Origin of the sequence: Qipengyuania thermophila (assembly GCF_004153605.1) — a bacterium.
GTDB lineage: Bacteria > Pseudomonadota > Alphaproteobacteria > Sphingomonadales > Sphingomonadaceae > Qipengyuania_B > Qipengyuania_B thermophila.
Genome location: NZ_SDSI01000001.1, coordinates 184,238 through 208,722 on the forward strand (window position 1 = coordinate 184,238; position 24,485 = coordinate 208,722).

24 protein-coding genes are annotated in these 24,485 nt (G+C 70.0%); 14 read left to right on the forward strand and 10 right to left on the reverse strand.

From position 1 onward, the window contains the following. Positions 1-62 precede the first annotated feature (62 nt). The 3 genes from ETO60_RS00900 (at position 63) to ETO60_RS00910 (ending at position 2,952) form a co-directional block, all read left to right on the forward strand. A complete protein-coding gene (locus ETO60_RS00900; RefSeq protein WP_130001912.1) occupies positions 63-731 on the forward strand; it encodes an HAD family hydrolase in 669 nt (222 codons plus the stop codon). Positions 732-802: 71 nt separating this feature from the next. Next, positions 803-1,711 carry an SDR family NAD(P)-dependent oxidoreductase gene (locus ETO60_RS00905; protein ID WP_130001914.1) on the forward strand — a complete coding sequence of 303 codons (909 nt, stop codon included), beginning with the start codon at positions 803-805 and terminating at the stop codon, positions 1,709-1,711. A gap of 65 nt (positions 1,712-1,776) precedes the next feature. Continuing rightward, positions 1,777-2,952, forward strand: a complete 1,176-nt coding sequence (locus ETO60_RS00910; protein ID WP_130001916.1) for a hypothetical protein — start codon at positions 1,777-1,779, stop codon at positions 2,950-2,952. Here ETO60_RS00910 and ETO60_RS00915 read toward each other — a convergent pair. From ETO60_RS00915 to ETO60_RS00930, 4 genes are read right to left on the reverse strand one after another with little or no spacing between them, the layout of a single operon-like run. After that, positions 2,949-3,296: a DUF2794 domain-containing protein gene (locus ETO60_RS00915; protein WP_130001918.1), complete on the reverse strand. Its 348-nt coding sequence runs from the start codon at positions 3,294-3,296 to the stop codon at positions 2,949-2,951. The two genes, ETO60_RS00910 and ETO60_RS00915, sit on opposite strands and share 4 nt — an antisense overlap. Positions 3,297-3,301: 5 nt before the next feature. Then, positions 3,302-3,991: a serine O-acetyltransferase EpsC gene (gene epsC, locus ETO60_RS00920; protein ID WP_130001920.1), complete on the reverse strand. Its 690-nt coding sequence runs from the start codon at positions 3,989-3,991 to the stop codon at positions 3,302-3,304. Positions 3,992-4,014: 23 nt separating this feature from the next. Continuing rightward, the gene (locus ETO60_RS00925; RefSeq protein WP_130001922.1) at positions 4,015-4,635 is read right to left on the reverse strand and encodes a P-loop NTPase family protein; all 621 of its coding nucleotides are present in this window, start codon (positions 4,633-4,635) and stop codon (positions 4,015-4,017) included. A 13-nt stretch (positions 4,636-4,648) separates the two neighbouring features. Then, positions 4,649-5,956, reverse strand: coding sequence for a heavy-metal-associated domain-containing protein (locus tag ETO60_RS00930; RefSeq protein WP_130001925.1), 1,308 nt, complete (start codon positions 5,954-5,956; stop codon positions 4,649-4,651). Positions 5,957-6,023: 67 nt separating this feature from the next. Between ETO60_RS00930 and purM the strand changes: the two genes are divergently transcribed. From purM to ETO60_RS00945, 3 genes are read left to right on the forward strand one after another with little or no spacing between them, the layout of a single operon-like run. Then, on the forward strand, positions 6,024-7,121 hold the full coding sequence (gene purM, locus ETO60_RS00935) for a phosphoribosylformylglycinamidine cyclo-ligase (protein WP_130001927.1): 1,098 nt from the start codon (positions 6,024-6,026) through the stop codon (positions 7,119-7,121). Then, a complete protein-coding gene (gene purN, locus ETO60_RS00940) occupies positions 7,111-7,710 on the forward strand; it encodes a phosphoribosylglycinamide formyltransferase (RefSeq protein ID WP_130001929.1) in 600 nt (199 codons plus the stop codon). Before purM ends, purN begins: the two co-directional genes overlap by 11 nt. Positions 7,711-7,717: 7 nt before the next feature. After that, on the forward strand, positions 7,718-8,962 hold the full coding sequence (locus ETO60_RS00945; RefSeq protein WP_130001931.1) for a sulfotransferase family protein: 1,245 nt from the start codon (positions 7,718-7,720) through the stop codon (positions 8,960-8,962). Here the strand turns inward: ETO60_RS00945 and ETO60_RS00950 are convergent. From ETO60_RS00950 to ETO60_RS00970, 5 genes are all read right to left on the reverse strand, one after another. Further along, positions 8,914-9,312: a nuclear transport factor 2 family protein gene (locus ETO60_RS00950; protein ID WP_130001933.1), complete on the reverse strand. Its 399-nt coding sequence runs from the start codon at positions 9,310-9,312 to the stop codon at positions 8,914-8,916. The genes ETO60_RS00945 and ETO60_RS00950 overlap by 49 nt on opposite strands. 87 nt (positions 9,313-9,399) lie before the next feature. Continuing rightward, on the reverse strand, positions 9,400-9,822 hold the full coding sequence (gene ndk / locus ETO60_RS00955; RefSeq protein WP_130001935.1) for a nucleoside-diphosphate kinase: 423 nt from the start codon (positions 9,820-9,822) through the stop codon (positions 9,400-9,402). Between the two features lie 90 nt (positions 9,823-9,912). Beyond that, a complete protein-coding gene (locus tag ETO60_RS00960; RefSeq protein ID WP_130001937.1) occupies positions 9,913-10,347 on the reverse strand; it encodes a DNA polymerase III subunit chi in 435 nt (144 codons plus the stop codon). A 13-nt stretch (positions 10,348-10,360) separates the two neighbouring features. Next, the gene (locus ETO60_RS00965) at positions 10,361-10,516 is read right to left on the reverse strand and encodes a DUF2256 domain-containing protein (RefSeq protein WP_390612540.1); all 156 of its coding nucleotides are present in this window, start codon (positions 10,514-10,516) and stop codon (positions 10,361-10,363) included. Positions 10,517-10,541: 25 nt separating this feature from the next. Beyond that, positions 10,542-12,002, reverse strand: coding sequence for a leucyl aminopeptidase (locus ETO60_RS00970; RefSeq protein WP_130001940.1), 1,461 nt, complete (start codon positions 12,000-12,002; stop codon positions 10,542-10,544). 194 nt (positions 12,003-12,196) lie between these two features. On the opposite strand from ETO60_RS00970, the gene ETO60_RS00975 reads away from it, so the two are divergent. The 5 genes from ETO60_RS00975 to ETO60_RS00995 all read left to right on the forward strand — a co-directional run bounded on the left by ETO60_RS00975 (position 12,197) and on the right by ETO60_RS00995 (position 18,669). Then, a complete protein-coding gene (locus ETO60_RS00975; RefSeq protein ID WP_234026249.1) occupies positions 12,197-14,482 on the forward strand; it encodes an LPS-assembly protein LptD in 2,286 nt (761 codons plus the stop codon). Positions 14,483-14,646: 164 nt separating this feature from the next. After that, positions 14,647-16,008: a peptidylprolyl isomerase gene (locus ETO60_RS00980; RefSeq protein WP_130001942.1), complete on the forward strand. Its 1,362-nt coding sequence runs from the start codon at positions 14,647-14,649 to the stop codon at positions 16,006-16,008. 29 nt (positions 16,009-16,037) lie between these two features. Continuing rightward, positions 16,038-17,036 (forward strand): 4-hydroxythreonine-4-phosphate dehydrogenase PdxA, encoded by a 999-nt coding sequence (gene pdxA / locus ETO60_RS00985; RefSeq protein WP_234026310.1) that lies wholly within the window; start codon positions 16,038-16,040, stop codon positions 17,034-17,036. Further along, entirely contained in the window at positions 17,029-17,877 is an 849-nt protein-coding gene (gene rsmA / locus ETO60_RS00990) for a 16S rRNA (adenine(1518)-N(6)/adenine(1519)-N(6))-dimethyltransferase RsmA (RefSeq protein ID WP_130001946.1), read from the forward strand. Before pdxA ends, rsmA begins: the two co-directional genes overlap by 8 nt. Positions 17,878-18,006: 129 nt before the next feature. After that, the gene (locus ETO60_RS00995; protein ID WP_130001948.1) at positions 18,007-18,669 is read left to right on the forward strand and encodes a PEPxxWA-CTERM sorting domain-containing protein; all 663 of its coding nucleotides are present in this window, start codon (positions 18,007-18,009) and stop codon (positions 18,667-18,669) included. A gap of 69 nt (positions 18,670-18,738) precedes the next feature. Here ETO60_RS00995 and ETO60_RS01000 read toward each other — a convergent pair whose 3' ends face one another. Further along, on the reverse strand, positions 18,739-20,856 hold the full coding sequence (locus ETO60_RS01000) for a malate synthase G (protein ID WP_130001950.1): 2,118 nt from the start codon (positions 20,854-20,856) through the stop codon (positions 18,739-18,741). Between the two features lie 148 nt (positions 20,857-21,004). Between ETO60_RS01000 and ETO60_RS01005 the strand changes: the two genes are divergently transcribed. Genes ETO60_RS01005 through ETO60_RS01015 form a run of 3 tightly spaced genes read left to right on the forward strand, consistent with a single transcriptional unit; the run spans position 21,005 to position 24,479 of the window. Further along, positions 21,005-22,216 carry a hydrolase gene (locus ETO60_RS01005; protein ID WP_130001952.1) on the forward strand — a complete coding sequence of 404 codons (1,212 nt, stop codon included), beginning with the start codon at positions 21,005-21,007 and terminating at the stop codon, positions 22,214-22,216. Further along, positions 22,213-23,229 carry an arginine N-succinyltransferase gene (locus ETO60_RS01010; RefSeq protein WP_130001954.1) on the forward strand — a complete coding sequence of 339 codons (1,017 nt, stop codon included), beginning with the start codon at positions 22,213-22,215 and terminating at the stop codon, positions 23,227-23,229. Before ETO60_RS01005 ends, ETO60_RS01010 begins: the two co-directional genes overlap by 4 nt. Then, positions 23,226-24,479 carry an N-succinylarginine dihydrolase gene (locus tag ETO60_RS01015; protein WP_130001956.1) on the forward strand — a complete coding sequence of 418 codons (1,254 nt, stop codon included), beginning with the start codon at positions 23,226-23,228 and terminating at the stop codon, positions 24,477-24,479. Before ETO60_RS01010 ends, ETO60_RS01015 begins: the two co-directional genes overlap by 4 nt. Positions 24,480-24,485 lie beyond the last annotated feature (6 nt).

The window sequence follows — 24,485 nt, forward strand, 5'->3', positions numbered from 1 at the left end:
CGCAAGCCCCTTGCCACCGTTCGCTTGCGGTTTGAAGCGGCTTGCGCCACCGGCTGCGACCCATGACCCCGCTTCCCTTCGACGCGATCGGCTTCGACCTCGACGGCACCCTGCTCGACACGCACCGCGACCTGGGCGCGGCGGTGAACCATGCCCTCGCCCTCGGCGGCTTCCGGCCGGTGCCGGTCGAGGAGGTCGAGGGGCTGATCGGCGGCGGCGCCAAGCGGATGCTGGCCCGCGCGCTCGAGGGTCAGGGCGGTGTCCCGGCTGACGAGTTCCGCCGCCTCTACAAGGCGCTGCTGGCGTTCTACGGCGCCCACGCCGCCGTGCACACCCGCCCCTATCCCGGCGTCGTGGAAACGCTCGATGACCTTGCCGCGCGGGGCATCCGGATGGCGGTGGTCACCAACAAGTTCGAAAGCTTCGCGCGCGACATTCTGGCCGCGCTGGCGCTTTCGGACCGCTTTGACGCCATCATCGGCGGCGACACGCTCGGCAAGGGCCGGGCCAAACCGGCACCCGACCCGGTGCTTGCCGCCATCGACGCGTGCGGCGGCCGACGCTTCGCCTTCGTCGGGGACAGCAGCTACGATGTCATGGCCGCACGAGCTGCGGGTGTTCCGGTGCTCGCAGCCGCGTATGGGTACTGCGACAGGCCGGCCGCGGAGCTGGGAGCCGATGCGGTGATCCGGTCCTTTGCCGAACTGATCCCGGTACTCGGGACGCTGTGACCCGCTGTTGCGCTGCGGCGCAAGTTTTGCCACCGCACCGCTCCGACCTTCAACGCATCGAGGAACCGTTCATGAGCATCGACTTCACCGACAAGGTTGCCATCGTCACCGGCGCGGGCGGCGGACTGGGCAGGGCGTATGCGCTCGAACTGGCGCGCCGCGGGGCGAAGGTGGTGGTGAACGATCTGGGCGGCGCGCGCGATGGCACCGGAGCCTCGGATGCGGCGGCGCAGGTCGTGCAGGAAATCGAGGCGGCCGGCGGCGAGGCGATGGCCAACGGCGCCTCCGTCACCGAGTACGAGCAGATGGAGGCGATGGTCGCCGAGGCGAAGGACCGCTGGGGCGGCGTCCACATCCTCATCAACAATGCCGGCGTCCTGCGCGACAAGAGCTTTGCCAAGATGACCCCGCAGGACTTCGAGTTCGTGGTGCGTGTCCATCTCCTCGGGTCCGCCTACGCCACCAAGGCATGCTGGGAAACGATGCGCGAGCAGAGCTACGGCCGCATCCTCATGACGTCGTCCTCGACCGGCCTGTTCGGCAATTTCGGACAGGCGAACTATGGCGCGGCCAAGCTGGGCCTCGCCGGGCTGACCAAGACGCTCTACCTCGAAGGCGCGAAGAACAACATCAAGGTCAACACGCTGGCTCCGGTGGCGGGCACGCGGATGACCGAGGATCTGTTCCCCGAACAAGCGTTCAAGCTGTTCAGCCCGGAAAACGTCGTGCCGGCCGCCCTCTACCTCGTCAGCGAGGATGCGCCCACCAACGCCATCGTCGGCGCGGGCGCGGGTGGCTACCACTCCGCCTGGGTGGTGATGAACGACGCGGTGTTCCTGCCCGAGGGGGAGCGCACGGTGGAAGGCTTCGCTGCGCACTGGGACCGCATCAGCGCGCAGGAAAACCTCCACGCGCCGCAGTCGGGCGCCGAGCAGTCGGGCGCGATCCTCAAGGCCATGCAGGCGGCTGGGGCTGCCTGAGGGTGCATTGACCCGATAATACGCTTGGCCTAGCCTGTCGCCGGACAGGTGTCGGGGGGCAGGCCATGTACAGCGAAGAGGACATCAATTCGGCCGTGGCGGCAGGGGCGTTGACGCCCGATGCGGCCGCGGCCTTCCGCGCGCACATGACGCGTGTGCGCGCCATGCCGCGCAGCGACGAGGAAGGATTCCGCCTCGTCAACAGCTTCAACGACATCTTCGTGGCCATCGCCATCGTCATCATGCTGGTGGCGGCGGGCGCGATCGGGCAGGCGCTGGCGGGCGCGTTTGCACCGGAACCGGTCTTCCCCGTCGATGCTCAGGTCAACAACGCCGCGATGGACGCGTGGGCGCGGCAGAATGCCTACAGATCCGCAATGAGCCGGCTGTTTTCCGGCCTGCTGGTTGCCGCGACCGCCTGGCCGCTGGCGGAGGTGTTTACGCGAAGGCGGCGGATGGCGCTGCCGTCCATCCTGCTGCTGCTGGCTTTTGTCGGCGGCGTGTTCGCGGCATTCTCCGGCGTGGGCGACGTGCTGAACCGGAGCGCGAACGAGACGACCGGAGCGCTGATGATCTCCGGTGCGGGGCTGGTTGCCGCCGGCGCGGCCTGGCTGCACTGGCGGCGCTTCATGGTGCCGATCACGGTTGCGGCAGGGGTCGGCGCTCTCGCGCTGACCGTGCTGTCGCTGATCGCCGGCGTGCTCAAAGCGGCGGGCGTGGAGGATACCGGCACCATGATCCTGTGGCTCGTGTTCCTCGCCGGCCTCGCCATCTTCGCCTTCGCCATGCGCTGGGACATGTCCGACCGGGCGCGCACGACGCGGCGCAGCGACGTCGCCTTCTGGCTGCACCTGCTGGCCGCGCCAATGATCGCGCACCCGATCTTCTACTCGCTCGGCATCATGGATGGCGGCGACGAGGTCGGCGTCGGCGCGGCCTTGGTGGTCGTGGCGATCTATGTGCTGTTCGGGCTGGTCGCCCTCGTCATCGACCGGCGGGCGCTGCTGGTCTCGGCGCTGGCCTATGTCCTGGCGGCGCTCGGCTTCCTGTTCGACCGCTTCGGCGCGGTCGAGCTGAACGTCGCGCTGACCGCGCTGGTGATCGGCTCGGCGCTGCTGATGCTGTCGGCGTTCTGGACCTCGCTGCGCTCACGGCTGGTGATGGGCTTGCCCGCGGCCTGGCAGGAGCGCGTCCCGCCCGCGATGCCCGTCATGCGAGCGGCACCGGCGCTGCCCGCCTAGCCGTCGACCAGCTTGACCAGCCTACGCTCCACCGGCGCCAGCACGCCGGGCAGCTCATGCCCGCGCTTCAGCACCTGACCGTGCTCGCCGAACAGCGTCCACATGCCCTGCCGGTTGCGGTTGGCGGGCCGCTTCTCCACCCGCGCCTGAGGACGTTCGGCCGTGCGGCGGAAGGCGGCGAAGCTCGCGGCGTCGCGGTCGAAGTTCATCGCGTAGTCGCGCCACTCCCCGGCCGCGACCATCCGGCCGTACAGATCAAGGATCCGCTGGAGTTCCTGCCGGGTGAAGCCGACCTGCCCGAGGCGCGGCTGGGGAAAGGACAGGATCGCCGGGTCGTTCGTCACGACGTTCAGCGGCCGGTGCCGTTGCGCGGCTGGTCCGCGCCTGCGCGCCGCAGCGCGGCGATCTCGTCCCGAAGCGCGTGCACCTCCTGCTCCAGCGCCTCCAGACGGGCGGATGACGGCTCGCACGGCGCCTCGCAGGGCGTGCCATAGGGCATGAAGGCGCGCATGTACGTCTCGACGGGAACAAGCGTCGAACGGGCCTTGAACCCGATCATGGTCGCCCCCGCCGGTACGTCGTCCAGCACCACGGCATTGGCGCCGATGCGCGCCCGCTCGCCGACGGTGATCGGCCCGATCACCTGCGCCCCCGAGCCGATGATGACGCCGTTGCCGATCGTCGGATGGCGTTTGCCCCCGATCCCGTTGGCCGGATTGGTGCCGCCCAGCGTCACGCACTGGTAGATCGTCACGTCGTCGCCGATCTCCGCCGTCTCGCCGATGACGGTGAAGCCATGGTCGATGAAGAAATTGCGTCCGATGCGCGCGCCGGGATGGATGTCGATGGCGGTGAGGATGCGCGACAGATGGTTGACGAAGCGGGCAAGCAGGAACAGCCTTGCCCGGTACAGGGCATGGGCGACGCGATGGAGGCCAAGCGCCAGCACGCCCGGATACAGCAGGATTTCCGCCCGCGAACGGGCGGCAGGGTCGCGGGCGCGGACGGAGTCGAGATAGGAGAGGAAAGCACTTGCCATGTTCGCCTCGTCCTCTCCGCCGGTCAGGCCAAATCCCGCTGCGCCGGTCCGCAGACGGCCTCGAGCGCGGCGCGCCACACCGAACGGCCCGGCGCAATCTTCAGTTCCAGACTCAGCCGGTCAATCTCGGCCACGAGCCGCTCCGCCACGGCGTATGATCGCACCATCCGGGGCACCAGATAGGTAGCGAAGCTCTCGTCCAGAACAAGGCGCCGGAGGCGTGCATGGTGACGCAGGAGCGCCGTGAGCAGGGCATCGTCCGGCTCGCCCACGCTGAGCGCAAGCGCCGCCTGCACCCGCGAGGAAAGGTCGGGCAAGGCTGGCATCCATGGCTCTGTTCCCGCGATGAGGAGCAGCGGCGCTGAGGCTTCCTGCGCCCTGTTCCACGCGTGGAAGAGCACAGGCTCGGCCTCCCGGTGTGCATCGTCGATGACGGTCGCCGCCCGGACTCCGGCGGCGAACCAGCGGCCGAGCAGGGTCTTGCCGGATCGCGGCGGACCGGACAGCACCGCCGTGCGGTAGGGCCAGCTGTGCGGCCGGGCGAGTGCCTCGACCGCAGCGGCGTTGGCCGTTCCGATGAGCACTCCCGCCTCGTCCCCGGCGCCGGCGCTCGCCGGGTCGAGGGGCAGGAGCAGCTGCGTCATGCGCTGCAACCCGTCAGCGGCTGATCGACAGGGCCGATCCACCCTGCTGGACGGTGAACCCGCGCCCGCGCAGCGCGCCGGCTAGGTCGCCGATGGCGCCCTCGTACTGGACGACCATGACCGATGTGCCGCCAAGGGCGAGACTGCGCGTGGACGCGCCGCGCACGCCGCTCACCCCGCGCACCGCTGCAAGGGTGGCGTCCACGCTCGCTGCGTCGGGCGTTGCAAACTGCACCGTGATCGTCGTGAGCGTGGCGGACGGTGCGGGGGCGGTGACCGGCGTTTCGCCCGCCGGCACCGCCGCTCCGGCATCGACCGGCACCGGGCGAGCGGCCTGGGCCGCGGCGGCCGCGCGCTGCCGTTCGCCGGCGCGCACCTGCATGCCGATCTCGACCAGACGTGCGAACGCGGGATCCATCCGTCCGCCTTCCGCCGCAAGGGTCGTGTCCACGCCGAGGTCGCCGCGCGCAAGCGCCTGGGTGAAGATGGCGTCGAAACGGCGGACCGCCTCAGCCAGCATCTGCGGCAACGCCTCGGGCGTCTCCGCGGTGAGGGTGAAGCGGGCAAGGAAGCGGTTGTCCGGCCCGTGCCGGGCGGTGAATTCCCCGTCGATCGGACCGCCGGGAAAGCGGTGCTGCAGCCGGGCGATCGGAATCACCACCCCGGAGGCGGAGAACTGGTCGAGGATGTTGCGCCACCACAGCCGGCTGCGCCGGTCGGTCTGGCCGAAATTGACGAGCAGCGATTCGCCGCCCGCACCGGAAGGACGGACGTAGTCGATCCGGCTGCCTCCGGCCTGGAACTCGGCCCAGGCGCGTTGCCACTCGTTGCGCAGTTCGAACGTGGTGGCGGTGCCGGCCGACAGGGTGACCGGAATGACGAGCATGGGCGGCGACTTCGCCATTTGCCCGCCCTGCCCCAGCAGTCCGCCGGCACGCTGCCGGTCGAACACCACCGTCAGGCGGGCGATGTAGCGGCGGGGACCGATCCGCTCCTGCTCAATGACGATGGAGGAGACCAGCCCCTGAAGCTGGCTGTCGGAGATCGCCGGTCCGCCGATCTTCTCCCAGGCCCTGCGCTGCGCCTCGCGCCAGGCGCTGTCGCGCGCCTCCTCGGCGCTCGGCCCTTGCACATTCACCTCGATGCCGCTGACCTGGATGTCGGTGGTCGCCGCCACCGGAGCGATGCCGCGTTCGCCTCCGACCTGGGCCGCGAGCGTGGCGCCGAGGAGCAGAACAGCCACGGCGACGCCCGTCAGCAGCACCGGACCGGATCGCTGCCGGCGGTTCGGGACGGCGATGGAGGAGGAAACGGCAGTCATGGGCAGAGCCGGCCTTTTGCCCAATGCGGCATGGAAATCCAAGCGCGAAACGCTAAGGCTGGCCGGCATGACCTCCGCACCTCCCCGCTACACCTACGCCGGTGCCGGCGTCTCCGTCGCCGCGGGCAACGCCCTTGTCCGCCGCATCGCGCCGCTCGCCCGCTCCACCGCGCGCGCCGGTGCCGACGCCGATCTCGGCGGCTTCGGCGGCTTCTTCGACCTGCGGGCGGCGGGCTATGCAGACCCGCTGCTGGTGGCCGCGAACGACGGCGTGGGAACCAAGCTGCGCCTGGCGATCGACCATGGCCGGCATGACGGCGTCGGCATCGATCTCGTCGCCATGTGCGTCAACGATCTCATCGTGCAGGGCGCCGAACCGCTTTTCTTCCTCGACTACTTCGCCTGCGGCAAGCTCGACCCGGAGGTTGCCGAAGCGGTGGTGGCCGGCATCGCGCGCGGTTGCCGGGAGGCCGGATGCGCCCTGATCGGCGGCGAGACGGCGGAAATGCCCGGCATGTATGCGCCCGGCGACTACGATCTGGCGGGGTTCTGCGTCGGCGCGGTGGAACGGGGCGAGCAGCTGACCGGCGGCCGGGTCGCTCCTGGCCATGTGCTGCTCGGTCTTGCCAGTTCGGGGGTGCATTCCAACGGCTACTCCCTGGTGCGCAGGCTGGCGGCCGACCATGGCTGGCGGCTGGACCGGCCGGCGCTGTTCGAACCTGACCGCATCCTTCGCGATGTCCTGCTGGAGCCGACGCGCATCTATGTCGGCTCGCTGCTGCCCCAGATCCGGGCCGGTCGGATCGACGCACTGGCCCACATCACCGGCGGCGGTCTGCTGGAGAACGTCCCGCGCGTGCTGCCCGCGGGGTGCCACGCGCGCATCGACGCCGACCGCTGGCCCCAGCCCCGCCTGATGGCGTTTCTGCAGGGGCAGGGGAACATCGAACCCGAGGAGATGGCCCGCACCTTCAATTGCGGCATCGGCATGGTGGTCATGGTGCAGCCTTCGCTGGTGGAGGACACCGCCGCGGCGCTGAGGGAGGCGGGAGAAACTGTACACGTCATCGGCGCCGTCGAGGAGGGCGAGCGCGGCTGCACGGTGCAGGGCGGCGCCGGCACCTGGAGCGCGCGGGCCGCGTGGCAGGCCGCGCATGCCGGCTGACCCGCGGCGCGAGCCGGTGGCGGTGTTCATCTCGGGCACCGGCAGCAACATGGCCGCGCTTCTCTATGCCAGCCGCATGGAACCGTGCCCCTACGAGATCGCCCTCGTCGCCAGCAACAATCCCGCCGCACCCGGCCTTGCCCTCGCCGCGGCCGAAGGGGTGCCGACCTTTGCGCTGAGCCATCGGGGCCTCACCCGGCACGAACACGACGCGGCCATGGGCAAGGCGGCCGAACGGCACGGAGCACGCTGGATCGCGCTCGCCGGATACATGCGGGTGCTCGGATCCGCCTTCGTCGACGCATGGGCCGGGCGCATCCTCAACATTCACCCTTCGCTGCTGCCGCTCTACAAGGGGCTGGACACGCACGCCCGCGCCCTGGCGGCAGGCGACCGGGAGGCCGGGTGCAGCGTGCATCTGGTGACGGCCGAACTCGACGATGGCGAGGTGATCGCCCAGGCGCGGGTCGCGGTGCTGCCCGGCGACACCGCGGATTCGCTCGCGCGCCGGGTGCTCATCGCCGAACACCAGCTTTATCCGCGCGCGCTGGCCCGGTTCGTCGGCACGGCCCGCGCCGAAGGCTGCTGAAGCACGCATGGCCGCACCGCCCCGCCCGCATCCGCTCGCCCGTGCCCGCGCGGCGGAGCGCCTGAACGAACTGCTCGGCATCGCATGGCAGCGGGGCTGGTCGGCGCGCCCGGACCTGTCGGCCGCGGCCATCTTCGCCGCCGGCGCCAAGGGCTTTCATCCTGACGACGAGCGGTCCGGCCGCAACGAGGCCGACGTGGCCGACTTCCGCGCGCGGCTGGAGGTGCTCGCCGGTGCGCTCGAGAGCGAAGCGCGCCTCAACAATCTCGGGCGCACCGTGGCCGCCGGCATGCTCGCCCGCACGGTGCGCCAGCGGCTCGCGCTGGGGCGGTGGTGGCGGCATCGCCCGGCCGATGCCATTGGAGAGATCGCGCCGCCGCTGATCGTCCTTGGGCAGATGCGCGGGGGCACGACGCGCGTGCACCGGTTGCTCGCCGCCGATCCCGCCCACACGGCGACGCGCTTCTGCGACAGCTGGAACCCGGTGCCGCTCCGCCCCGACCTGCGCCCGCTGAAGGGCGCGGCGGCGCTGAGGCTGGCGCGCGTGCTCAATCCCTGGCTCGACGTGCTGCACCCGATGACCGCCACCGGGGTCGAGGAGGAGCTTGGCTGGCTGGCATCGGCACTGGGTGGCAGCGCCTATTACACCCAATGGCACGTGCCGTCCTTCACGCGGGACTGCGAAGACCGCGATCCCGCCCCGCTTTACCGCGAGTTTGGCCGGATCCTGAGGACCGACGCGCAGCACCACGGAACGAGGAGCCGGACGCGCGTGCTCAAGGTGCCCGAGTTCACCGATGCGATCCCCGCCCTGTGCACAGCCTTCCCCGAGGCGCGCTTCGTCATCGCCCGGCGCGACCCGGCGGAGGCAGCGCACAGCGCCGCCTCTCTCGTCGCCGCGCAGATGGCGCCGCAGACGGACGCAGCTGACTTCGCGTGGATCCTCGCCGAGTGGGAACGCAAGACGGCGCTGCGCGAACGGCACCTCGACGCGGCCGTCACGGCGCTGGGCGACCGCTGCGTCGTGGTCGACTTCGCGCTTCTCGACAGGGACTGGCGCGCGGCCATGCGCGGGGTGTACGCCGCGCTCGGCCGAGCGTGGACGCCCCCGGTCGACACGGCCATGGCCCATGCCCAAGCGCGCATGGCACAAGGCGCGCATCGGGAACACCGCCGCCAACGCGCGAATTTCGCCGCCGCCGGTCAGTGTGCGGTCAACGGCGGCGGCACCGGCAGGGGATCGGCGGAGTAGCGTCGCCACTCGCTGACCCGTCCACCCGAGAAGGTGAGCCGCCACAAGGTGCGGCGCGCCTCGGGAAAGAAGCGGCTGACCGTCGTTCCGGTCACCAGGGCCGAGCCGTTGGACGAGGTGACGGCATCGACCTGCAAGGCAAAGCTCGGATCGGCGGCGATCACGTCGCGCAGCCAGTCAATGACCCGTGCCAAGCCCGAAATCTGTCCGCCGCGGCTGTCGCAGAAGAGCAGATCCGCGGTCGCGTAGCGTTCGAGCGCGTCGAAATCGCGCGCGTTCACAGCGGCAATGATCGCGTTGACCAGCTGCGCGGCTGCGCCGTTCCAGAAACGATCGCTGAGCCCACCCATGCCGGCAGGATATCATGCGCGCGGGACGCCGGCAAACCGGCGCCGCACGCCGCAGGAGGAGACGCTTGAACGCCTCCGAACGAAGGGTCAGCCGACGATCTCGTCCTCGGTGAAGAAGTAGGCGATCTCGGTTGCGGCGTTTTCGTCGCTGTCCGAACCGTGCACCGAATTGGCCTCGATCGACTCGGCGAACGTCTTGCGGATCGTGCCTTCGGCCGCGTCGGCGGGGTTGGTGGCGCCCATGACGTCGCGGTTGCGCTTCACCGCGTCCTCCCCTTCGAGCACCTGGACGACGACGGGGCCGCTGATCATGAAGGACACCAACTCGCCGAAGAACGGCCGTTCGCGATGCACCGCATAGAACCCTTCGGCCTGCTCGCGGGTCATGCGGATCCGCTTGCTGGCGATCACGCGCAGCCCCGCGTCTTCCAGCATCTTGGTGACCGCGCCGGTCAGGTTGCGACGCGTGGCGTCCGGCTTGATGATCGAGAAGGTGCGGGTGACCGCCATGGGGTGTCCTTTGCTGCTGGAGAGTTTGGCGCGCGCCCTAGCTGCGGACCGCCGGTGGGGCAACCCCGCGCACGGGCGGCGGCGCCGGTGTCAGGGCCCGGCGCGCCAGCCCCCAACCGGCGTCTGCTTGAAAATCCTCAGCGTCGCCGTGCCGCCGGTGCTCAGCCGCCGCCAGAGCGTCCGCGCCGGCTCGGTCTGCGCGGCGTCGAAGAGGAGCATGGTGCGCGCAAAGCCCTGGGCCTCCTCCCGCCACACCCCGTCGGCAAGCAGGGCGATGCGGGCGCCGTTGGCCGGCGCGCATGCCGTCGACAGCAGGATCGGCTGACGGGCGGCTTGCGGCGTGCCTTCCAGCCCGTGGGCAAGAAACCCCGGATCCTCCCACAGGGCCTGCGACAGCGTGTCGAGTTGTTCGGTCCCGCGCGCCACCACGAGCAGCCGTTCGCCCGAGTCCAGCACCTTGGCCGCAAGGCGCGGGACGACCGCTTCCACCGGATCGCGGCTCAGCTGATAGAAATCGACCTGCATCGCCCGGCCGCGCTCAGGTGCTCGCCGGCGGCGCGGCGGTGCGCGTGCGGCGGCACCGGTCCGAGCAGTGCCGCACCTGGTCCCAGTCGCGCGCCCATTTCCTGCGCCAGGCGAACGGCAGTCCGCAGGTGGCGCACAGCTTGCGGGGCAGGTCGCCCTTGCGCACCATGCGCGGCACTGGCGGAGCCTCTGCCTCAGCCCTCGCCCGTGTCGGCGATGAAGCGGTCGATCAGGCGCACCCCGTAGCCCGTGGCGCCCTTGTCGTAGGTCGCGCCGGGCTTGTCCGCCCACACCATGCCGGCGATGTCGCAATGCGCCCACGGAGTGCCGTTCAGCACGAAGCGCTGGAGGAACTGGGCCGCAGTGATCGATCCGGCCTGGCGCGGTCCGACGTTCTTGATGTCGGCGATGGGCGAGTCGATGAGCTTGTCGTAGGCTGGCGACAGCGGGAAGCGCCACAATTTGTCGCCCGAGGCGCTGCCGGCCGCCAGCAGCTGCTGCGCCAGCGTGTCGTCATTGGAAAACAGCCCGCCATGTTCATGGCCAAGCGCGATGATCATGGCGCCCGTGAGGGTGGCGAAATCGACCATGCGCGCGGGCTTGAACTCGGTCTGGGTCCAGTGCATCACGTCCGCCAGCACCAGCCGGCCCTCGGCATCGGTGTTGATGACCTCGATGGTCTGGCCGTTCATAGACGTGACCACGTCACCCGGCCGCTGGGCCTTGCCGTCGGGCATGTTCTCGACCAGCCCGACGACGCCGACGACATTCGCGCGCGCCTTGCGCAGCGCCAGTGTCAGCATGGCACCGACCACGGCCGCCGCGCCGCCCATGTCCCACTTCATGTCCTCCATGCCGGCGCCCGGTTTGATGGAGATGCCGCCGGTGTCGAAGGTGACGCCCTTGCCGACAAGGGCCGTGGGCGCCGCGTCGGCAGCGCCGCCATCCCAGCGCACGGCCAGCAGCCGCGACGCACGTGCCGAACCCTGTCCGACGCCAAGCAGCGCGCCCATGCCCAGCATCCGCATCTGCTCGTCGTCGAGAACGGTGAGCTGCACGCCCGTGCCTTCGAACCTGTCACGGCACCGTTCCACGAAGCTTTCGGGATAGATGACATTGGCCGGCTCCGCGACCAGTTCGCGCGCGAACTCCACCCCTTGCGCGACGGCGGCAGCGCGGGTCCAGGCATCCTCGGTGCCGGACGGCGCGCCGACGACCGTTATGTGGTCGAGCGTCGGCCGCGCCTCGTCCTTCAGCCGGGTGCGGTAGGTGTCGAGCCGCCACGCCCGCAGGCGCAGCCCGAGCAGCAGCGCGGCGGCCTCCTCCGCCCCAAGCCCGCTGTCCCGCAGGTCGAGGGCCAGTTCCGTCTGGCCCGAGCACAGGTAACGGGCGCACAGCGCCCCGCCCGCCTTTTCGGCGGCCACGGCCTCCGGCTCGCTCCCCTCGGCGCCAAGGCCCGCCAGCGCGATCTGCCGCACCTCGCCCTCGACTTCCTCGAACCCGGCGAACACCTGCCCGGCAGCGCCGTCGAAGCGGCTCGCCGCAGCGCCCTCGCGCGACACCCGGCCGATCGTGTCTGGCAGCTTGCCTTGGCGCACCGGATAGGCAACAAGCCGCGCGCCCGATGGAAGGTCCGCAGTGAAGTGAAAGTCCATGGTAGCTCCGTCTTTGTGTCCCGGCGGAAGACAGGCACGGGTCGGTGGCCGTAACCGCTTCCTCCGCGCGCTGTGATGGGCGGCGTCCGCTCAGGGCTGGCGAGGTAGGCGCCGGCGCGGCGTTAGGCAAGCCGGCGCTCCATCGGCTGCACCGACGACTCGCGCTGCTGCTGACAGGTGCCTGCCTGACGGGGTTGATCGTTCCCGGACAGGCGCGGGCGCAGGACGCCGTGACCGGCCGAGAGGCGTTGCAGCCCCGGGCAGCGGAACGCGAACAGCCGGCCCCGCAGGAACAGGATGCGCCCTCCCCCGCCGCACAGGGTGTGCAGGAGACGACCGGCGGGCCGGCCACTCCCGCACCGGGGAGCGCGGACGCGGTCATCACCTTCTCCGCCAATCAGGTGCAGTATCTTGCCGACACCGACACGGTGATTGCCATCGGCGATGTGTTCCTTGAGTCCGGGGGGCGCTCGGTCCGGTCGGCGCGGGTCGTCTGGAACCGGACCACCGGCGCCATCAACGCCGAGGGAGAGGTGCTGCTCGTCGACGAGAACGGCAACCAGCTGTTCGCCGACAGCATCGCCCTGACCGATGCGTTCGACGCCGGCACGATCGACAACCTGCTGCTGGCGCTCAGCCAAGGCGGGCGCATCGCTGCGGCGAGCGCCACGCGCCTTGCCGACGGGACCCTCGTGCTGGAGCGCGCCGCCTATTCGAGCTGCGCGGTCGTGGATGGCGAGGGTGCGGACCGCTGCCCCACTTGGCGGATCACCGCCGACTCGGTGACATACGATCCCGTGACCGAGCGGGTGCGGTTCCGCGGCGCGACCTTTGAACTGTTCGGCCGCCGCATCCTGCCCCTGCCGGGCCTGTCGCTGCGCACCGACGGATCGGCGGCAAGCGGTATTCTGCTTCCCGACGTGCGGATCTCGCGCAACAACGGCATCGAACTGAGCGGCTCCTACTACTGGCGTCTGGCGCCCAACCGGGATGTAACCGCCACCGCGACGCTCTTCACCGGCGCGCCGCCGATGATCTCGGGCCAGTGGCGGCACCTGACCGAACTCGGCGCCTACCAGGTGACCGGCTATCTCACCGGCAGCCGGCGGATCGGCGTCGGGCCGGGTGAGCCAACCGCGCAGAGCGACATTCGCGGCTACGTGTTCACCAACGGCCGGTTGCAGTTTGACCCGCTGTGGAGCCTGACCGGCTCCGTGCGCCTCGCGAGCGACCGGACTTTCCTGCGCCGCTACGACATCAGCCGCGAAGACCGGCTGCGATCGGTGGTGGAGCTGGAGCGGATCGACGCCTCCTCCTACCTCTCCGTGGCCGGATGGGCGACGCAGACCCTGCGGCTCAACGTCGAGCAGGGGCAGCAGCCGATTGCCCTGCCCGTCGTCGACTACCGGCGGCGTCTCGCCGATCCGCTGGCGGGCGGGACCATCGACCTTCAGCTCAATTCGCTGTCCATCGTGCGGACCAGCGGCCAGGACACGCAGCGCGCCTTTGCCTCGGCGACGTGGCAGCTGCGCTCTCTGACGCCGCTGGGCCAGATCCTGTCGCTCACGGCGCTCGGCCGCGGCGATGTCTACCACACCGCCGACACGCTTCTGACCGACACGGCGGCCTATCGCGGCACGCCGGGCTGGCAGGCGCGGCTGATCGGGACGGCGGCCGTCGATCTTGAATGGCCGCTCGTCGGCCCCGCGTTCGGCGGAACGCAGGTGGTCAACCCCCGGGTCCAGCTTGTCGCCTCTCCGCCGATCCGCAATCTCGCCGTGCCGAACGAGGACGCGCGCGCCTTCGACCTCGAGGATTCCAACCTCTTCGCGCTCAACCGTTTTCCGGGCTACGACCGCATCGAGGATGGCGTCCGGCTGGTCTACGGTGTGGACTGGCGCTTCAACCGCCCCGGCCTGCTGGTACGCGCCAATGTGGGGCAGTCGCTGCGCCTGTCGGGGAGCCGTGACTTCCTGATCGACGGCACGGGCATCAGCGAGCGCGTGTCCGATTTCGTCGGCCGCACGCAGGTGCGGCTGCGCGACCGGCTCACCTTCACCCACCGCTTCCGCATCGACAAGGACAGCCTCGTCCTCAGGCGCAACGAACTTGACGCGGCCTTCGGCACGGCGGAACGCTATGTCGAGATCGGCTATCTGCGGCTGAACCGCGACATCGACGACACCATCGAGGACCTGCAGGACCGCGAGGAAGTCCGCTTTGCCGCGCGCACGACCTTCCGCCGTTACTGGTCGGTGTTCGCGTCGGGCAACATCAACCTGACCGACGCCGCCGAGGATCCGCTCCAGACCTCCGACGGTTTCCAGCCGATCCGGACCCGGCTCGGCGTGGCGTACAGCGACGACTGCCTCGAAATGGGCGTCACATGGCGGCGCGACTATGTCACGGCCGGCGATGCGCGGCGCGGCGACACGTTCCAGTTCACCTTTGCCCTGCGCAACATCGGCTTCCGCCGCTGAGCCCCTTCCACGCCCGGCGCGGGCGGCGTATAGTGCGCGGCCGCGGCCGGCGACAATCAGCTTGCGTTCAGCCGCCGGTTTCCATGGCAATGCGTCATGACGCTGCGCACGGCGCGCCTCCCAAGGGTGGCGGTGGGCAATTTGAGCTAGGGGTGAAGCGAAGCATGCAACGTTTGACAGCCTTTCTGCTGGCAGGAAGTGCGCTCCTCGGGTTGGGCGGCGCCTCGCTCGTGACCGCGCAGGAGCAGCCGCAGGAACAGGGCCGCACCGGTCAGTCTTCGACAAACGCCTTCGGCCTGCCCGACGAGGTGGCGCTGCTGCGCGCCAACGATCCCAATCTCAGGGTGGCGAACGCCAAGGTGAACGGCGAGATCATCACCGGCACCGATGTCGACCAGCGGGTGGCGCTGGTGGTGGCCGCATCCCAGACCCAGGTGCAGCCCGACGAGCTGGCCCGTCTGCGCCAGCAGGTGCTACGCAACCTCATCGACGAGACGCTGCAGATCCAGGCGGCGCGGCGGCAGGAACTGCCGGTCACGCGCGAGCGGATCGAACAGACCTACAACCGTGTCGCCGTGCAGAACTTCGGCCAGAACCCGGCCGCCATGGACGAGTACCTGCGTTCCATCGGGTCGTCGCCGAACTCGCTGAAGCGGCAGATCGAGGGCGAGCTTGCGTGGCAGGCGATCGTCGGCCGCAACGTGTCGCCCTTCGTCAACGTGTCCGCCGAGGAAGTGAACGACGTGCTGCAGCGGCTCGAGGCCGCTCGCGGAACGGAGGAGTACCGGCTGGGCGAAATCTATCTGGCAGCCACTCCCGAGAACGCGGTCCAGGTGCAGCAGCAGCTGCGCCAGATCATGGAGCAGCTGCGCCAGGGGGGCAGCTTCGTCGCCTACGCGCGCCAGTACTCGCAGGCATCGACGGCCGTCGTGGGCGGCGATCTGGGCTTCGTGCGTCTGCCGCAGCTGCCCGCCGCGCTGGCCGACGCGGCACGCGCGATGCAGCCGGGCCAGCTGGCCGGTCCGATTGCCGTTCCCGGCGGCTATTCGGTGCTCTACCTCATCGACAAGCGCCAGGTGCTGACCGCCGATCCCCGCGACGCGGTCCTCGCGCTCAAGCAGATCAGCATCACTTTCCAGCCGGGCATGACCCAGCAGCAGGCGCAGGGGCGGGTGCAGGCCTTTGCAGAAGGCGTGCAGCGGATCCGCGGCTGCGGCGACGCCGAGCAGGCCGCGGCGGCGCTTGGCGCGACCGTCGTGTCGAACGACGAGGTGCGCGCCCGCGACCTGCCCGAGCAGCTGCAGCCGGTCCTGCTCGGCATGCAGATCGGCCAGGTCACTCCGCCGTTCGGCAATCTCGAGGACGGCGTGCGCGTGCTGATGCTGTGCGGCCGTGACGATCCCGAGACCGGCAGCACGCCCGACTTCAACGCGGTGATGGCGCGGCTCGAGGAGGATCGCATCAACAAGCGGGCGCAGCGTTACCTGCGCGACCTGCGCAACGACGCCTTCATCGAGTACAACTGATCGCCGCGGCGCCATCAGCGCCGCCCCTGCTGGCGGTGTCCCTCGGCGATCCGGCGGGGATCGGGCCGGAACTGATCGTGCGCTGCTGGGAGCAGCGCCGGGAGCGTCGCCTGCCGTCGTTCGTGGTCGTGGGCGGAGCCGGCATCCTCGCGGCAGCCGCCCGCTCGCTGGGCAGTGCCGCTCCTGTCCGAGTGGTGGACTCGGCCGAAGAAGCGCGTGCCGCCATCGCGGACGGCATTCCCGTGCTGCCGCTCGGAACCGGCGACCCTGGAACGAAGCCGGGGCGGCCCGACGCGGCCGGCGCGCGTCTTGCGCTTGCGTCGCTGGAGAGCGCCGCCCGCCTCGCCCTTGCCGGCCGCGTCGACGGCCTTGTCACCGCACCCGTCAGCAAGGCAGGACTGGCGGCGGTCGGCTTCGTGCATCCGGGCCAGACGGAATTTCTCGCTTCCGCCTGCGGAGTCGAACCGGCGCGGGCGGTCATGATGCTGGCCGGGCCGAACCTGCGCACGGTTCCGGTGACCGTTCACATCGCCCTGTCAAGCGTCCCCGCCCACCTCTCGGCAGCGCGGATCGAGACTTGCGCGCGCATCGTCGCTCATGGACTGCGGCATGATTTCGGCATCGCCGCCCCGCGCCTTGCAGTGGCCGCCCTCAATCCCCATGCCGGCGAGGACGGGACGTTCGGCTCCGAAGAGCGCGACATCATCCGTCCCGCCATCGCACGGCTGCGGGACAGCGGCATGGACGTCACCGGCCCGCATCCCGCCGATGCGCTGTTCACGCCGCGCGCCCGGCGCGGCTATGACGCCGCCGTGTGCATGTATCACGACCAGGCTCTGATCCCGCTCAAGGCGCTCGATTTCGATGAGGGGGTCAATGTCACCCTGGGACTGCCGATCGTGCGGACCTCGCCCGACCATGGCACCGCGTTCGACATTGCCGGGCGCGGGATGGCGGACCCGGGCGCCATGGCGGCGGCGTTGCGGATGGCCGCCGACTGTGCCGGCCGGCGGCGCCAGCATGGCTGAGCTGCCGCCGCTGCGGACAGTCATCGCCCGCCACGGCCTTTCCGCGTCCAAGGCGCTCGGACAGAATTTCCTGCTCGACGAGCAGCTTCTGTCCCGCATCGCCGCCATTCCCGGCGAGTTGCGTGATCAGGCCGTGCTGGAGATCGGCCCCGGACCGGGCGGATTGACCCGCGCCCTGCTGCGCGCGGGCGCGCGGGTGACGGCCATCGAGGCGGATCCCCGCTGTCTGCCGGCGCTGGCGGAACTCGACGCCGCCTTTCCCGGCGCCTTGAGGGTGGTTGCCGGAGACGCGCTGCGCGTCGACCATGACGCGTTGATGGGCGGACCCTACGCAGTCGTCGCGAACCTGCCCTACAATGTCGGCACGGCGCTGTTCACCCGCTGGCTCGGCGGCGACGCCTGGCCGCCGCGGTGGACGTCCCTCACCCTCATGTTCCAGCAGGAGGTCGCCGAGCGCATCGTCGCCGCGCCGGGAACCCCCGCCTACGGCCGGCTGGCAGTGCTGGCGCAGTGGCGCAGCCAGCCCCGGCTCGCGCTCAGGGTCCACCGCAGCGCCTTCACCCCGCCGCCCAAGGTCATGAGCGCGATCGTGCATGTCGTGCCAACGCCCGCCCCCGCGGGCGTTTCGGCAGCGACGCTGGAGCGCGTGACCGCGGCCGCGTTCGGCCAGCGGCGCAAGATGCTGCGGCAAAGTCTGCGGGAAATTCCCGGCGCGCTCGAGGCGCTCGATCAACTCGGCATCGACCCGCAGCGGCGCGCGGAAACGCTGGCGGTCGCCGATTTCGTCGCCATCGCCGGCAGGCTCGGCAGCGCCTCGGCGCCGGCGGATGCACCGCCCTGACGGCAGAACTGTCCCGATCTGGCGCATGCATGCGGCCGCGGATTTGCCTTCTGCGCGCAAGTGGCTAAGGTATGCCCCTACTGGGGTCGTGCTTCGAGGGTCGCGCTTCGTTCGCACTGGGGGGATATCATGAGAAATATTGCTGTGGCGCTGGTCGGCGCCGTGCTGGCGGCTGGCGCGGTGCCGGCGTCGGCGGCCGTGGTGCTGTGCAGCGGTGCAAATTGCGCCCCGACGGACGAAAACGTCCTCATCCGGTCGGTCGTCAACGGCGTGGTGACCGGCACCACCAATCAGTCGCAGGTGGGCGTGACGTTCACCAGCGGGACCGACGTGCTGACTGCAAACGCCAATGGGCAGGCGAGCGTCGGCGCCGCCGACGGTCTGCTCAACAGCCTCACCTTCACGCTGCAGCAGGGCTTCGGCTTCACCTCGGCGGTGTTCAACCTGTCGCCCCTGCCCGGCAACAGGCCGAACGAAGCGACCAGCGTCTTCATCACCTATTTCACGCCGCAGCTGGGTCAGCAGACGCGCACGATCAGCACCAATGGCAACAACTTCATCGGCATCTCGGCGACCAACGGCGAAATCTTCACCGGCGCCGGGTTCGTCGCCAATCCGGGCAGCACCGGAATCGATTCGTTCCAGCAGCTGCGTCTCGGCGGCGTGCAGAGCCTGACCGCTGCGGTGCCCGAGCCGTCGACCTGGGCGATGATGCTGCTCGGCATGTTCGGCATCGGCGCCTCGCTGCGTTCGAGCCGCCGGCGGACGCGCGCACGGATCGCGTTCGCCTGATCGCCGGAGTTCAAGTGAGCAGGCACCGCCGCGGAGCGCCGCGGCGGTCGCTGTCATGTGGGCGCCGGATCAGGCGGCGAACTCGCCCGGCGCCGCCTCCTTCGCCTGCCGGCGCCAGTGGTGGAGCAACGGCTCGGTGTAGCCCGACGGCTGTTCGACGCCCTTGAACACCAGATCGCACGCCGCGCGAAAGGCCGGCCCATCCGGATTGGCAAGCAGCGGCACATAGGCCGGGTCGCCCGCATTCTGCGCATCGACCTTCCCCGCCATCCGCCTCAGCGAATCCATCACCTCCTCAGGCGTGATCACCCCGTGCAGCAGCCAGTTGGCGATGTGCTGTGACGAGATCCGCAGCGTCGCGCGATCCTCCATCAGACCGACATCGTTGATGTCCGGCACCTTGGAGCAGCCGACGCCCGCGTCGATCCAGCGCACGACATAGCCCAGCAGCCCCTGGCAGTTGTTGTCGAGTTCCTCGCGGATCTCCTCCCCGGACCAGTTCGTGCGGGCGGCAAGGGGGATGGCCAGCAGGTCGCGAAGGTTGGGCGGCGGTGCCAACGCCTTCTGGATCGCGAACACGTCCTCCCGGTGATAGTGCATGGCGTGCAGCGTTGCCGCCGTCGGCGAGGGCACCCAGGCCGTGTTCGCGCCCGCGCGCAGGTGGTCGATCTTCTGCTCCACCATGGCGCGCATCATGTCCGGCGCGGGCCACATGCCCTTCCCGATCTGCGCGCGGCCCGACAGTCCGCAGGCAAGGCCGATCGCAACATTGCGCGCCTCGTAGGCAAGAAGCCAAGAACTGCTCTTCATCTGCCCTTTGCGCAGCATCGGCCCGGCGCGCATCGAGGTGTGGATTTCGTCCCCGGTTCGGTCGAGGAACCCGGTGTTGATGAACACGATCCGGTCGCGCACGGCGTGGATGCACGCCGCCAGATTGGCGGAGGTGCGCCGCTCCTCGTCCATCACGCCGACCTTCACCGTGTTCGGCGCCAGGCCAAGCAGCGCCTCCACGGCATCGAACACCTCGCCGGTGAAGGCGCATTCATCGGGTCCGTGCATCTTCGGCTTGACGATGTAGATCGAGCCGGTGCGGGAGTTGGTGAACCGCCCCTTCCCCGCCAGCCCCAGCGCGCCGATCGCGGACGTGACGACCGCATCCATGATCCCTTCGGGAATTTCGCTGCCGTCCTCGAGCAGAACGGCCGGAGAGGTCATGAGATGGCCGACATTGCGCACGAACAGCAGGCTGCGTCCCGGCAGGATGACCTCCTGTCCGTCCGGCGCGGTGACCCGCTTGTCGCCGGCCAGCCGCCGGGTGACTGTCCTGCCATTCTTCGCGAAGGTGTCGGTCAGGTCGCCGCGGATCACCCCGAGCCAGTTGCGGTATCCCGTGAGCTTGTCGGCGGCGTCGACGGCCGCCACGGAATCCTCGAAATCGACAATGGTCGTGAGCGCCGCCTCCAGCACCACGTCAGCCAGCCCGAGCCGGTCGCCGCGCCCGACCGGGTGGTCAGGGTCCACCACCAGCTCGATGCCGAGGCCGTTGTTCCGCAGCAACAGCCCGCGATCCGTGCGGCCGGCGAACTGGGCCGGATCGGCCAGCGGCAGCGGCTCGAGCGCCTCCAGCTCCGCCCAGCTTCCGCTGGAGAGCGGCACCGCCTCGTCGAGAAAGGCGCGGGCCGCAGCGATGACCGCCTCGCCGCGCGCCTCGTCATAGCCGCCCGGACGCGGCGGCGGCGCATCCAGCACATCGGTGCCGTAGAGCGCGTCATACAGGCTGCCCCAGCGCGCGTTGACGGCGTTGAGGAGAAACCGCGCATTGAGGACCGGCACGACCAGCTGCGGCCCGGCCATGGTCGCGATTTCGGCATCGACGTTCGCCGTGCCGATCGTGAAGGGGGCCGGTTCCGGGACGAGGTAGCCGATGGCCCGCAGAAAAGCCTCGAAGGCGACCGGATCGTGCGGCTGCCCGCGCCGCTCCTCGTGCCATGCATCGATCCGCTGCTGAAGCCGCTCGCGCTCCGCGAGGAGCGCGCGGTTGCGCGGTGCGAAACGGTGCGCCAGAGCCGCGAAACCGCTCCAGAACCGCTCCGTATCGAGCGTCAGCGGTGTCAGCACCTCCGCCTCGAGGAACTCCGCCAGCTCGGCGTCAACCTGCAGACCGCCGCGTTCAACATGTCGTGCCATCATTCCTCCACACTGGTGTCCGGCCGCACCGGCGGCCGGGTCGTTCGGCAAGGCTGATTCCGGGGGAGGAGCGCTTGCCATGGCGGAGACGAGCCGCCGTGGCAAGGGCGGCCTACCCATCCGGACATGCTTTCGCTAAGGCGGCGCCATGAGGGAGTGCAAAGGGGCGCTGGCCGCAGCGATCGCGACCATCGACGCCGCCGCGATGCTGGACGAGACCTGCACGTGGGCGGCGATCAACACGGGGACAGGCAACCTCGCCGGGCTGGCACGGCAGGCGCAGGCGCTGGCGGACGCTTTCGCGGCGCTGCCGGGCGAGATCGCGCTTGTCGATCCCGCGCCGGTCACCGCCATCGACCCGTCCGGGCAGGACACCGTGCTGGACCATGGCCGCCATCTGGTGCTGAAGGTCCGGCCCGACGCGGGGCGCCGGATGCTGCTGGCCGGACACATGGACACCGTCTATCCCGCCGACCACCCCTTCCAGGCGACCCGGTGGCGGGACGAGCGGACGCTCAACGGTCCGGGTGTCGCAGACATGAAAGGGGGATTGAGCGTCCTGCTCCATGCCCTGCTCGCCTTCGAACGCACGACGGACGCAGTGCGGATCGGCTACGACGTGCTGATCAACGCCGACGAGGAAACGGGTTCGCTGTCATCGGCGGGCCTCATCGCCGAACTGGCGCAGGGCAAGTGTGCCGCGCTCGTCTATGAGCCCAGCGCCCGTCCCGACGGCACGCTTGCACACCGGCGCGGCGGCAGCGGCAACTACAGCGTGGTGGTTGCGGGGCGTTCTGCCCATGCAGGCCGCAACCCGCAGGACGGACGCAACGCAGTGGTCGCAGCCGCGGACCTTGCCCTGCGCCTCAAGGCGCTGGACGACGACAGCCTGCGCGTCAATCCGGCCAAGATCGAGGGCGGCTCCGGCAACAATGTCGTGCCGGATCACGCGGTGCTGCGGTTCAACATCCGGCCGGCGGACGATCCTGCGGCCCGGCGTTTCCCCGCCGCCTTCAGGACGCTGGTGGAGGAGGTCGAGCGCACGCACGACGTCACCTGCCGCGTCCATGGCGGCGTGTCGCGCCCGCCCAAGCCGGTTGACGCGCGGGCGCAGGCGCTGTTCAATCTCGTGCGCGAATGCGGCCAGGCGCTCGGTCAGCCCATCGGGTGGCAGCCGAGCGGCGGCGTGTGCGATGGCAACAACATCGCCGCCTGCGGCGTCCCGGTGGTGGACACGATGGGAGTGCGCGGCGGCGCCATCCACAGCACGGACGAGTATCTCCTCACCGATTCCCTGGCGGAACGGGCCGCCCTGTCTGCGGCGGTGCTGCACCGGCTGGCCGGCGGAGATCTGCCATGAGCTACCGGATGCGTGCGGCCACGGTGGACGATCTCGACCATCTCTACCAGATGGCCAAGCTGACCGGCGGCGGGTTCACGAACCTGCCTCCGGACCGCAAGGCGCTGGAGACGAAGCTGACCAACGCCGCGCACGCCTTTGCCGACCCCGAGGACGCGCCGCGTGACGAAACCTTTGTCCTCGTGCTGGAAAACACGCTGACGGGGGAGGTGCGAGGCACATGCCAGCTGTTCACCCAGGTGGGGCAGTGCTGGCCGTTCTACTCCTACCGGCTGAACACCATCAGCCAGCACAGCCGCGAGCTGAACCGCACCGTCAGGGCCGAGCTTCTCTTTCTGGTCACCGATCTGGAAGGGTGCAGCGAGGTCGGCGGGCTGTTCCTGCATCCGGGTGAGAGGGCGGGCGGGCTGGGCCAGCTGCTGGCGCGCAGCCGCTACCTGTTCATCGCCATGCACCGTCCGCGTTTTGCGGCGCGGGTGCTGGCGGAGTTGCGCGGCATCATCGACGAACGTGGCGGTTCGCCGTTCTGGGATGGGGTTGCCGGGCGGTTCTTCGGCATGACCTTCCAGGAGGCCGACTACTTCAATGCCATTCACGGCAACCAGTTCATCGCCGACCTGATGCCCAAGCATCCGGTCTACACTGCCATGCTTGCCGACAGCGCCCGCGAGGTCATCGGCCTCCCGCATCCCTCGGGCCGCGCGGCGATGCGGATGCTCGAACGCGAGGGGTTTCACTACGAAGGCTATGTCGACATCTTCGATGGCGGCCCGACGATGCTGGCCCACACCGACAAGGTGCGCACCGTGAGCGAAGCGCGGAGCGCGACCGTTGCGGTCTGCGATCTGGAAGGCGGCGAGGAGGCGCTGCTGGCGAGCGGCCGGCTCGCCGCGTTCCGCGCCTGCTTCGGCCGCATTTTGCCGGCGGACGACGGCACCGTGTCGGTGTCGGCGGAAGCGGCTGCGTTGCTCGGCGTCGAGGCGGGCGACACGCTGTGGTTCGCCCCCCGATGAGCCTGCGCGAGATCAATTTCGACGGCCTCATCGGGCCGACGCACAATTACGCCGGCCTGAGCCTCGGCAACATCGCCAGCGACCGGCATCGCGGGCAGGTATCCCGTCCCCGTGCCGCCGCCCTTCAGGGGCTGGCGAAGATGCGGGCCAACATGGCGCTGGGCCTGTGCCAGGGCGTGCTGCTCCCCCTGCCCCGCCCCAACACGGCATTGCTGGACCGGCTGGGCTACGACCCGGGCGCCAGTCCGGCGCTGCTGGCTGCCGCGTGGTCGGCATCGGCGATGTGGGCGGCCAACGCCGCCACGGTCAGCCCGGCACCCGACACGCGCGACGGGCGCTGCCACCTGACACCAGCGAACCTGGTGACCATGGTGCACCGGGCGCAGGAATGGCCGGACACGCAGCGCCAGCTGCGCCTCGCTTTCGCGGACACCCGGCACTTCATGGTGCACGAGCCTGTTCCGCCCTCGTTCGGAGACGAAGGGGCTGCCAATCACATGCGGTTGTGCACCCGCCATGACGAACCCGGCGTCGAGGTGTTCGTCTACGGGCGCAGCGGCGGCCGCTTCCCCGCGCGCCAGCACGAGGAGGCGAGCCGCGCAGTGGCGCGCCTGCACGGACTTGATCCGGCGCGCTGCCTTTTTGTCGAACAGAACCCCGACGCGATCGCCGCCGGCGCGTTTCATAACGACGTGGTGGCAGTCGCCAACGAAAAGGTGCTGTTCACCCATGCCCGCGCCTTTGCCGACCAGCAGAGGGCATACGCTGCGATGCGGGCGGTGTTTCCCGACCTCGAGGTGGTTGAAGTGCCGGAGGAGGCTGTCAGCCTCGAGGAGGCCATCCGCACCTATCTGTTCAACGCGCAGCTCGTCACCCTGCCGAACGGCGGCGGCATGGCGCTGATCGTGCCGACGGAATGCCGCGACAGCCCGGCCGTCTCCTCGTGGTGCGAGCGGATGCTGGCCGGCAACGGCCCGATCAGGCGGGTGATCGCCGTCGATGTGCGTCAGTCGATGGCCAATGGCGGCGGACCGGCCTGCCTGCGGCTGAGGGTGGTGGCTGATCCGGCGACCGTCGATCCCCGTTTCCTGCTCGACAGCGACAAGGCGGACCGGCTCTCGGCGGTGATCGGCCGCGAATGGCCCGAGCAGATCGCGCCGCACGACCTCGGGAGCGACTGGCTGATCGCACAGGCGCGGCGCGCTTATCTGTCCGTTTTGGAGACACTTGGTCTCACCGAACTGGGTTAACGCGCT

Bases quoted from the DNA above. Each gene is read 5' to 3' on its own strand.
- ETO60_RS00900 (WP_130001912.1), top strand. From the start codon at position 63: ATGACCCCGCTTCCCTTCGACGCGATCGGCTTCGACCTCGACGGCACC.
- ETO60_RS00905 (WP_130001914.1), top strand. From the start codon at position 803: ATGAGCATCGACTTCACCGACAAGGTTGCCATCGTCACCGGCGCGGGC.
- ETO60_RS00910 (WP_130001916.1), top strand. From the start codon at position 1,777: ATGTACAGCGAAGAGGACATCAATTCGGCCGTGGCGGCAGGGGCGTTG.
- epsC (WP_130001920.1), bottom strand. From the start codon at position 3,991: ATGGCAAGTGCTTTCCTCTCCTATCTCGACTCCGTCCGCGCCCGCGAC.
- ETO60_RS00925 (WP_130001922.1), bottom strand. From the start codon at position 4,635: ATGACGCAGCTGCTCCTGCCCCTCGACCCGGCGAGCGCCGGCGCCGGG.
- ETO60_RS00930 (WP_130001925.1), bottom strand. From the start codon at position 5,956: ATGACTGCCGTTTCCTCCTCCATCGCCGTCCCGAACCGCCGGCAGCGA.
- purM (WP_130001927.1), top strand. From the start codon at position 6,024: ATGACCTCCGCACCTCCCCGCTACACCTACGCCGGTGCCGGCGTCTCC.
- purN (WP_130001929.1), top strand. From the start codon at position 7,111: ATGCCGGCTGACCCGCGGCGCGAGCCGGTGGCGGTGTTCATCTCGGGC.
- ETO60_RS00945 (WP_130001931.1), top strand. From the start codon at position 7,718: ATGGCCGCACCGCCCCGCCCGCATCCGCTCGCCCGTGCCCGCGCGGCG.
- ETO60_RS00950 (WP_130001933.1), bottom strand. From the start codon at position 9,312: ATGGGTGGGCTCAGCGATCGTTTCTGGAACGGCGCAGCCGCGCAGCTG.
- ndk (WP_130001935.1), bottom strand. From the start codon at position 9,822: ATGGCGGTCACCCGCACCTTCTCGATCATCAAGCCGGACGCCACGCGT.
- ETO60_RS00960 (WP_130001937.1), bottom strand. From the start codon at position 10,347: ATGCAGGTCGATTTCTATCAGCTGAGCCGCGATCCGGTGGAAGCGGTC.
- ETO60_RS00965 (WP_390612540.1), bottom strand. From the start codon at position 10,516: ATGGTGCGCAAGGGCGACCTGCCCCGCAAGCTGTGCGCCACCTGCGGA.
- ETO60_RS00970 (WP_130001940.1), bottom strand. From the start codon at position 12,002: ATGGACTTTCACTTCACTGCGGACCTTCCATCGGGCGCGCGGCTTGTT.
- ETO60_RS00980 (WP_130001942.1), top strand. From the start codon at position 14,647: ATGCAACGTTTGACAGCCTTTCTGCTGGCAGGAAGTGCGCTCCTCGGG.
- rsmA (WP_130001946.1), top strand. From the start codon at position 17,029: ATGGCTGAGCTGCCGCCGCTGCGGACAGTCATCGCCCGCCACGGCCTT.
- ETO60_RS00995 (WP_130001948.1), top strand. From the start codon at position 18,007: ATGAGAAATATTGCTGTGGCGCTGGTCGGCGCCGTGCTGGCGGCTGGC.
- ETO60_RS01000 (WP_130001950.1), bottom strand. From the start codon at position 20,856: ATGGCACGACATGTTGAACGCGGCGGTCTGCAGGTTGACGCCGAGCTG.
- ETO60_RS01005 (WP_130001952.1), top strand. From the start codon at position 21,005: ATGAGGGAGTGCAAAGGGGCGCTGGCCGCAGCGATCGCGACCATCGAC.
- ETO60_RS01010 (WP_130001954.1), top strand. From the start codon at position 22,213: ATGAGCTACCGGATGCGTGCGGCCACGGTGGACGATCTCGACCATCTC.
- ETO60_RS01015 (WP_130001956.1), top strand. From the start codon at position 23,226: ATGAGCCTGCGCGAGATCAATTTCGACGGCCTCATCGGGCCGACGCAC.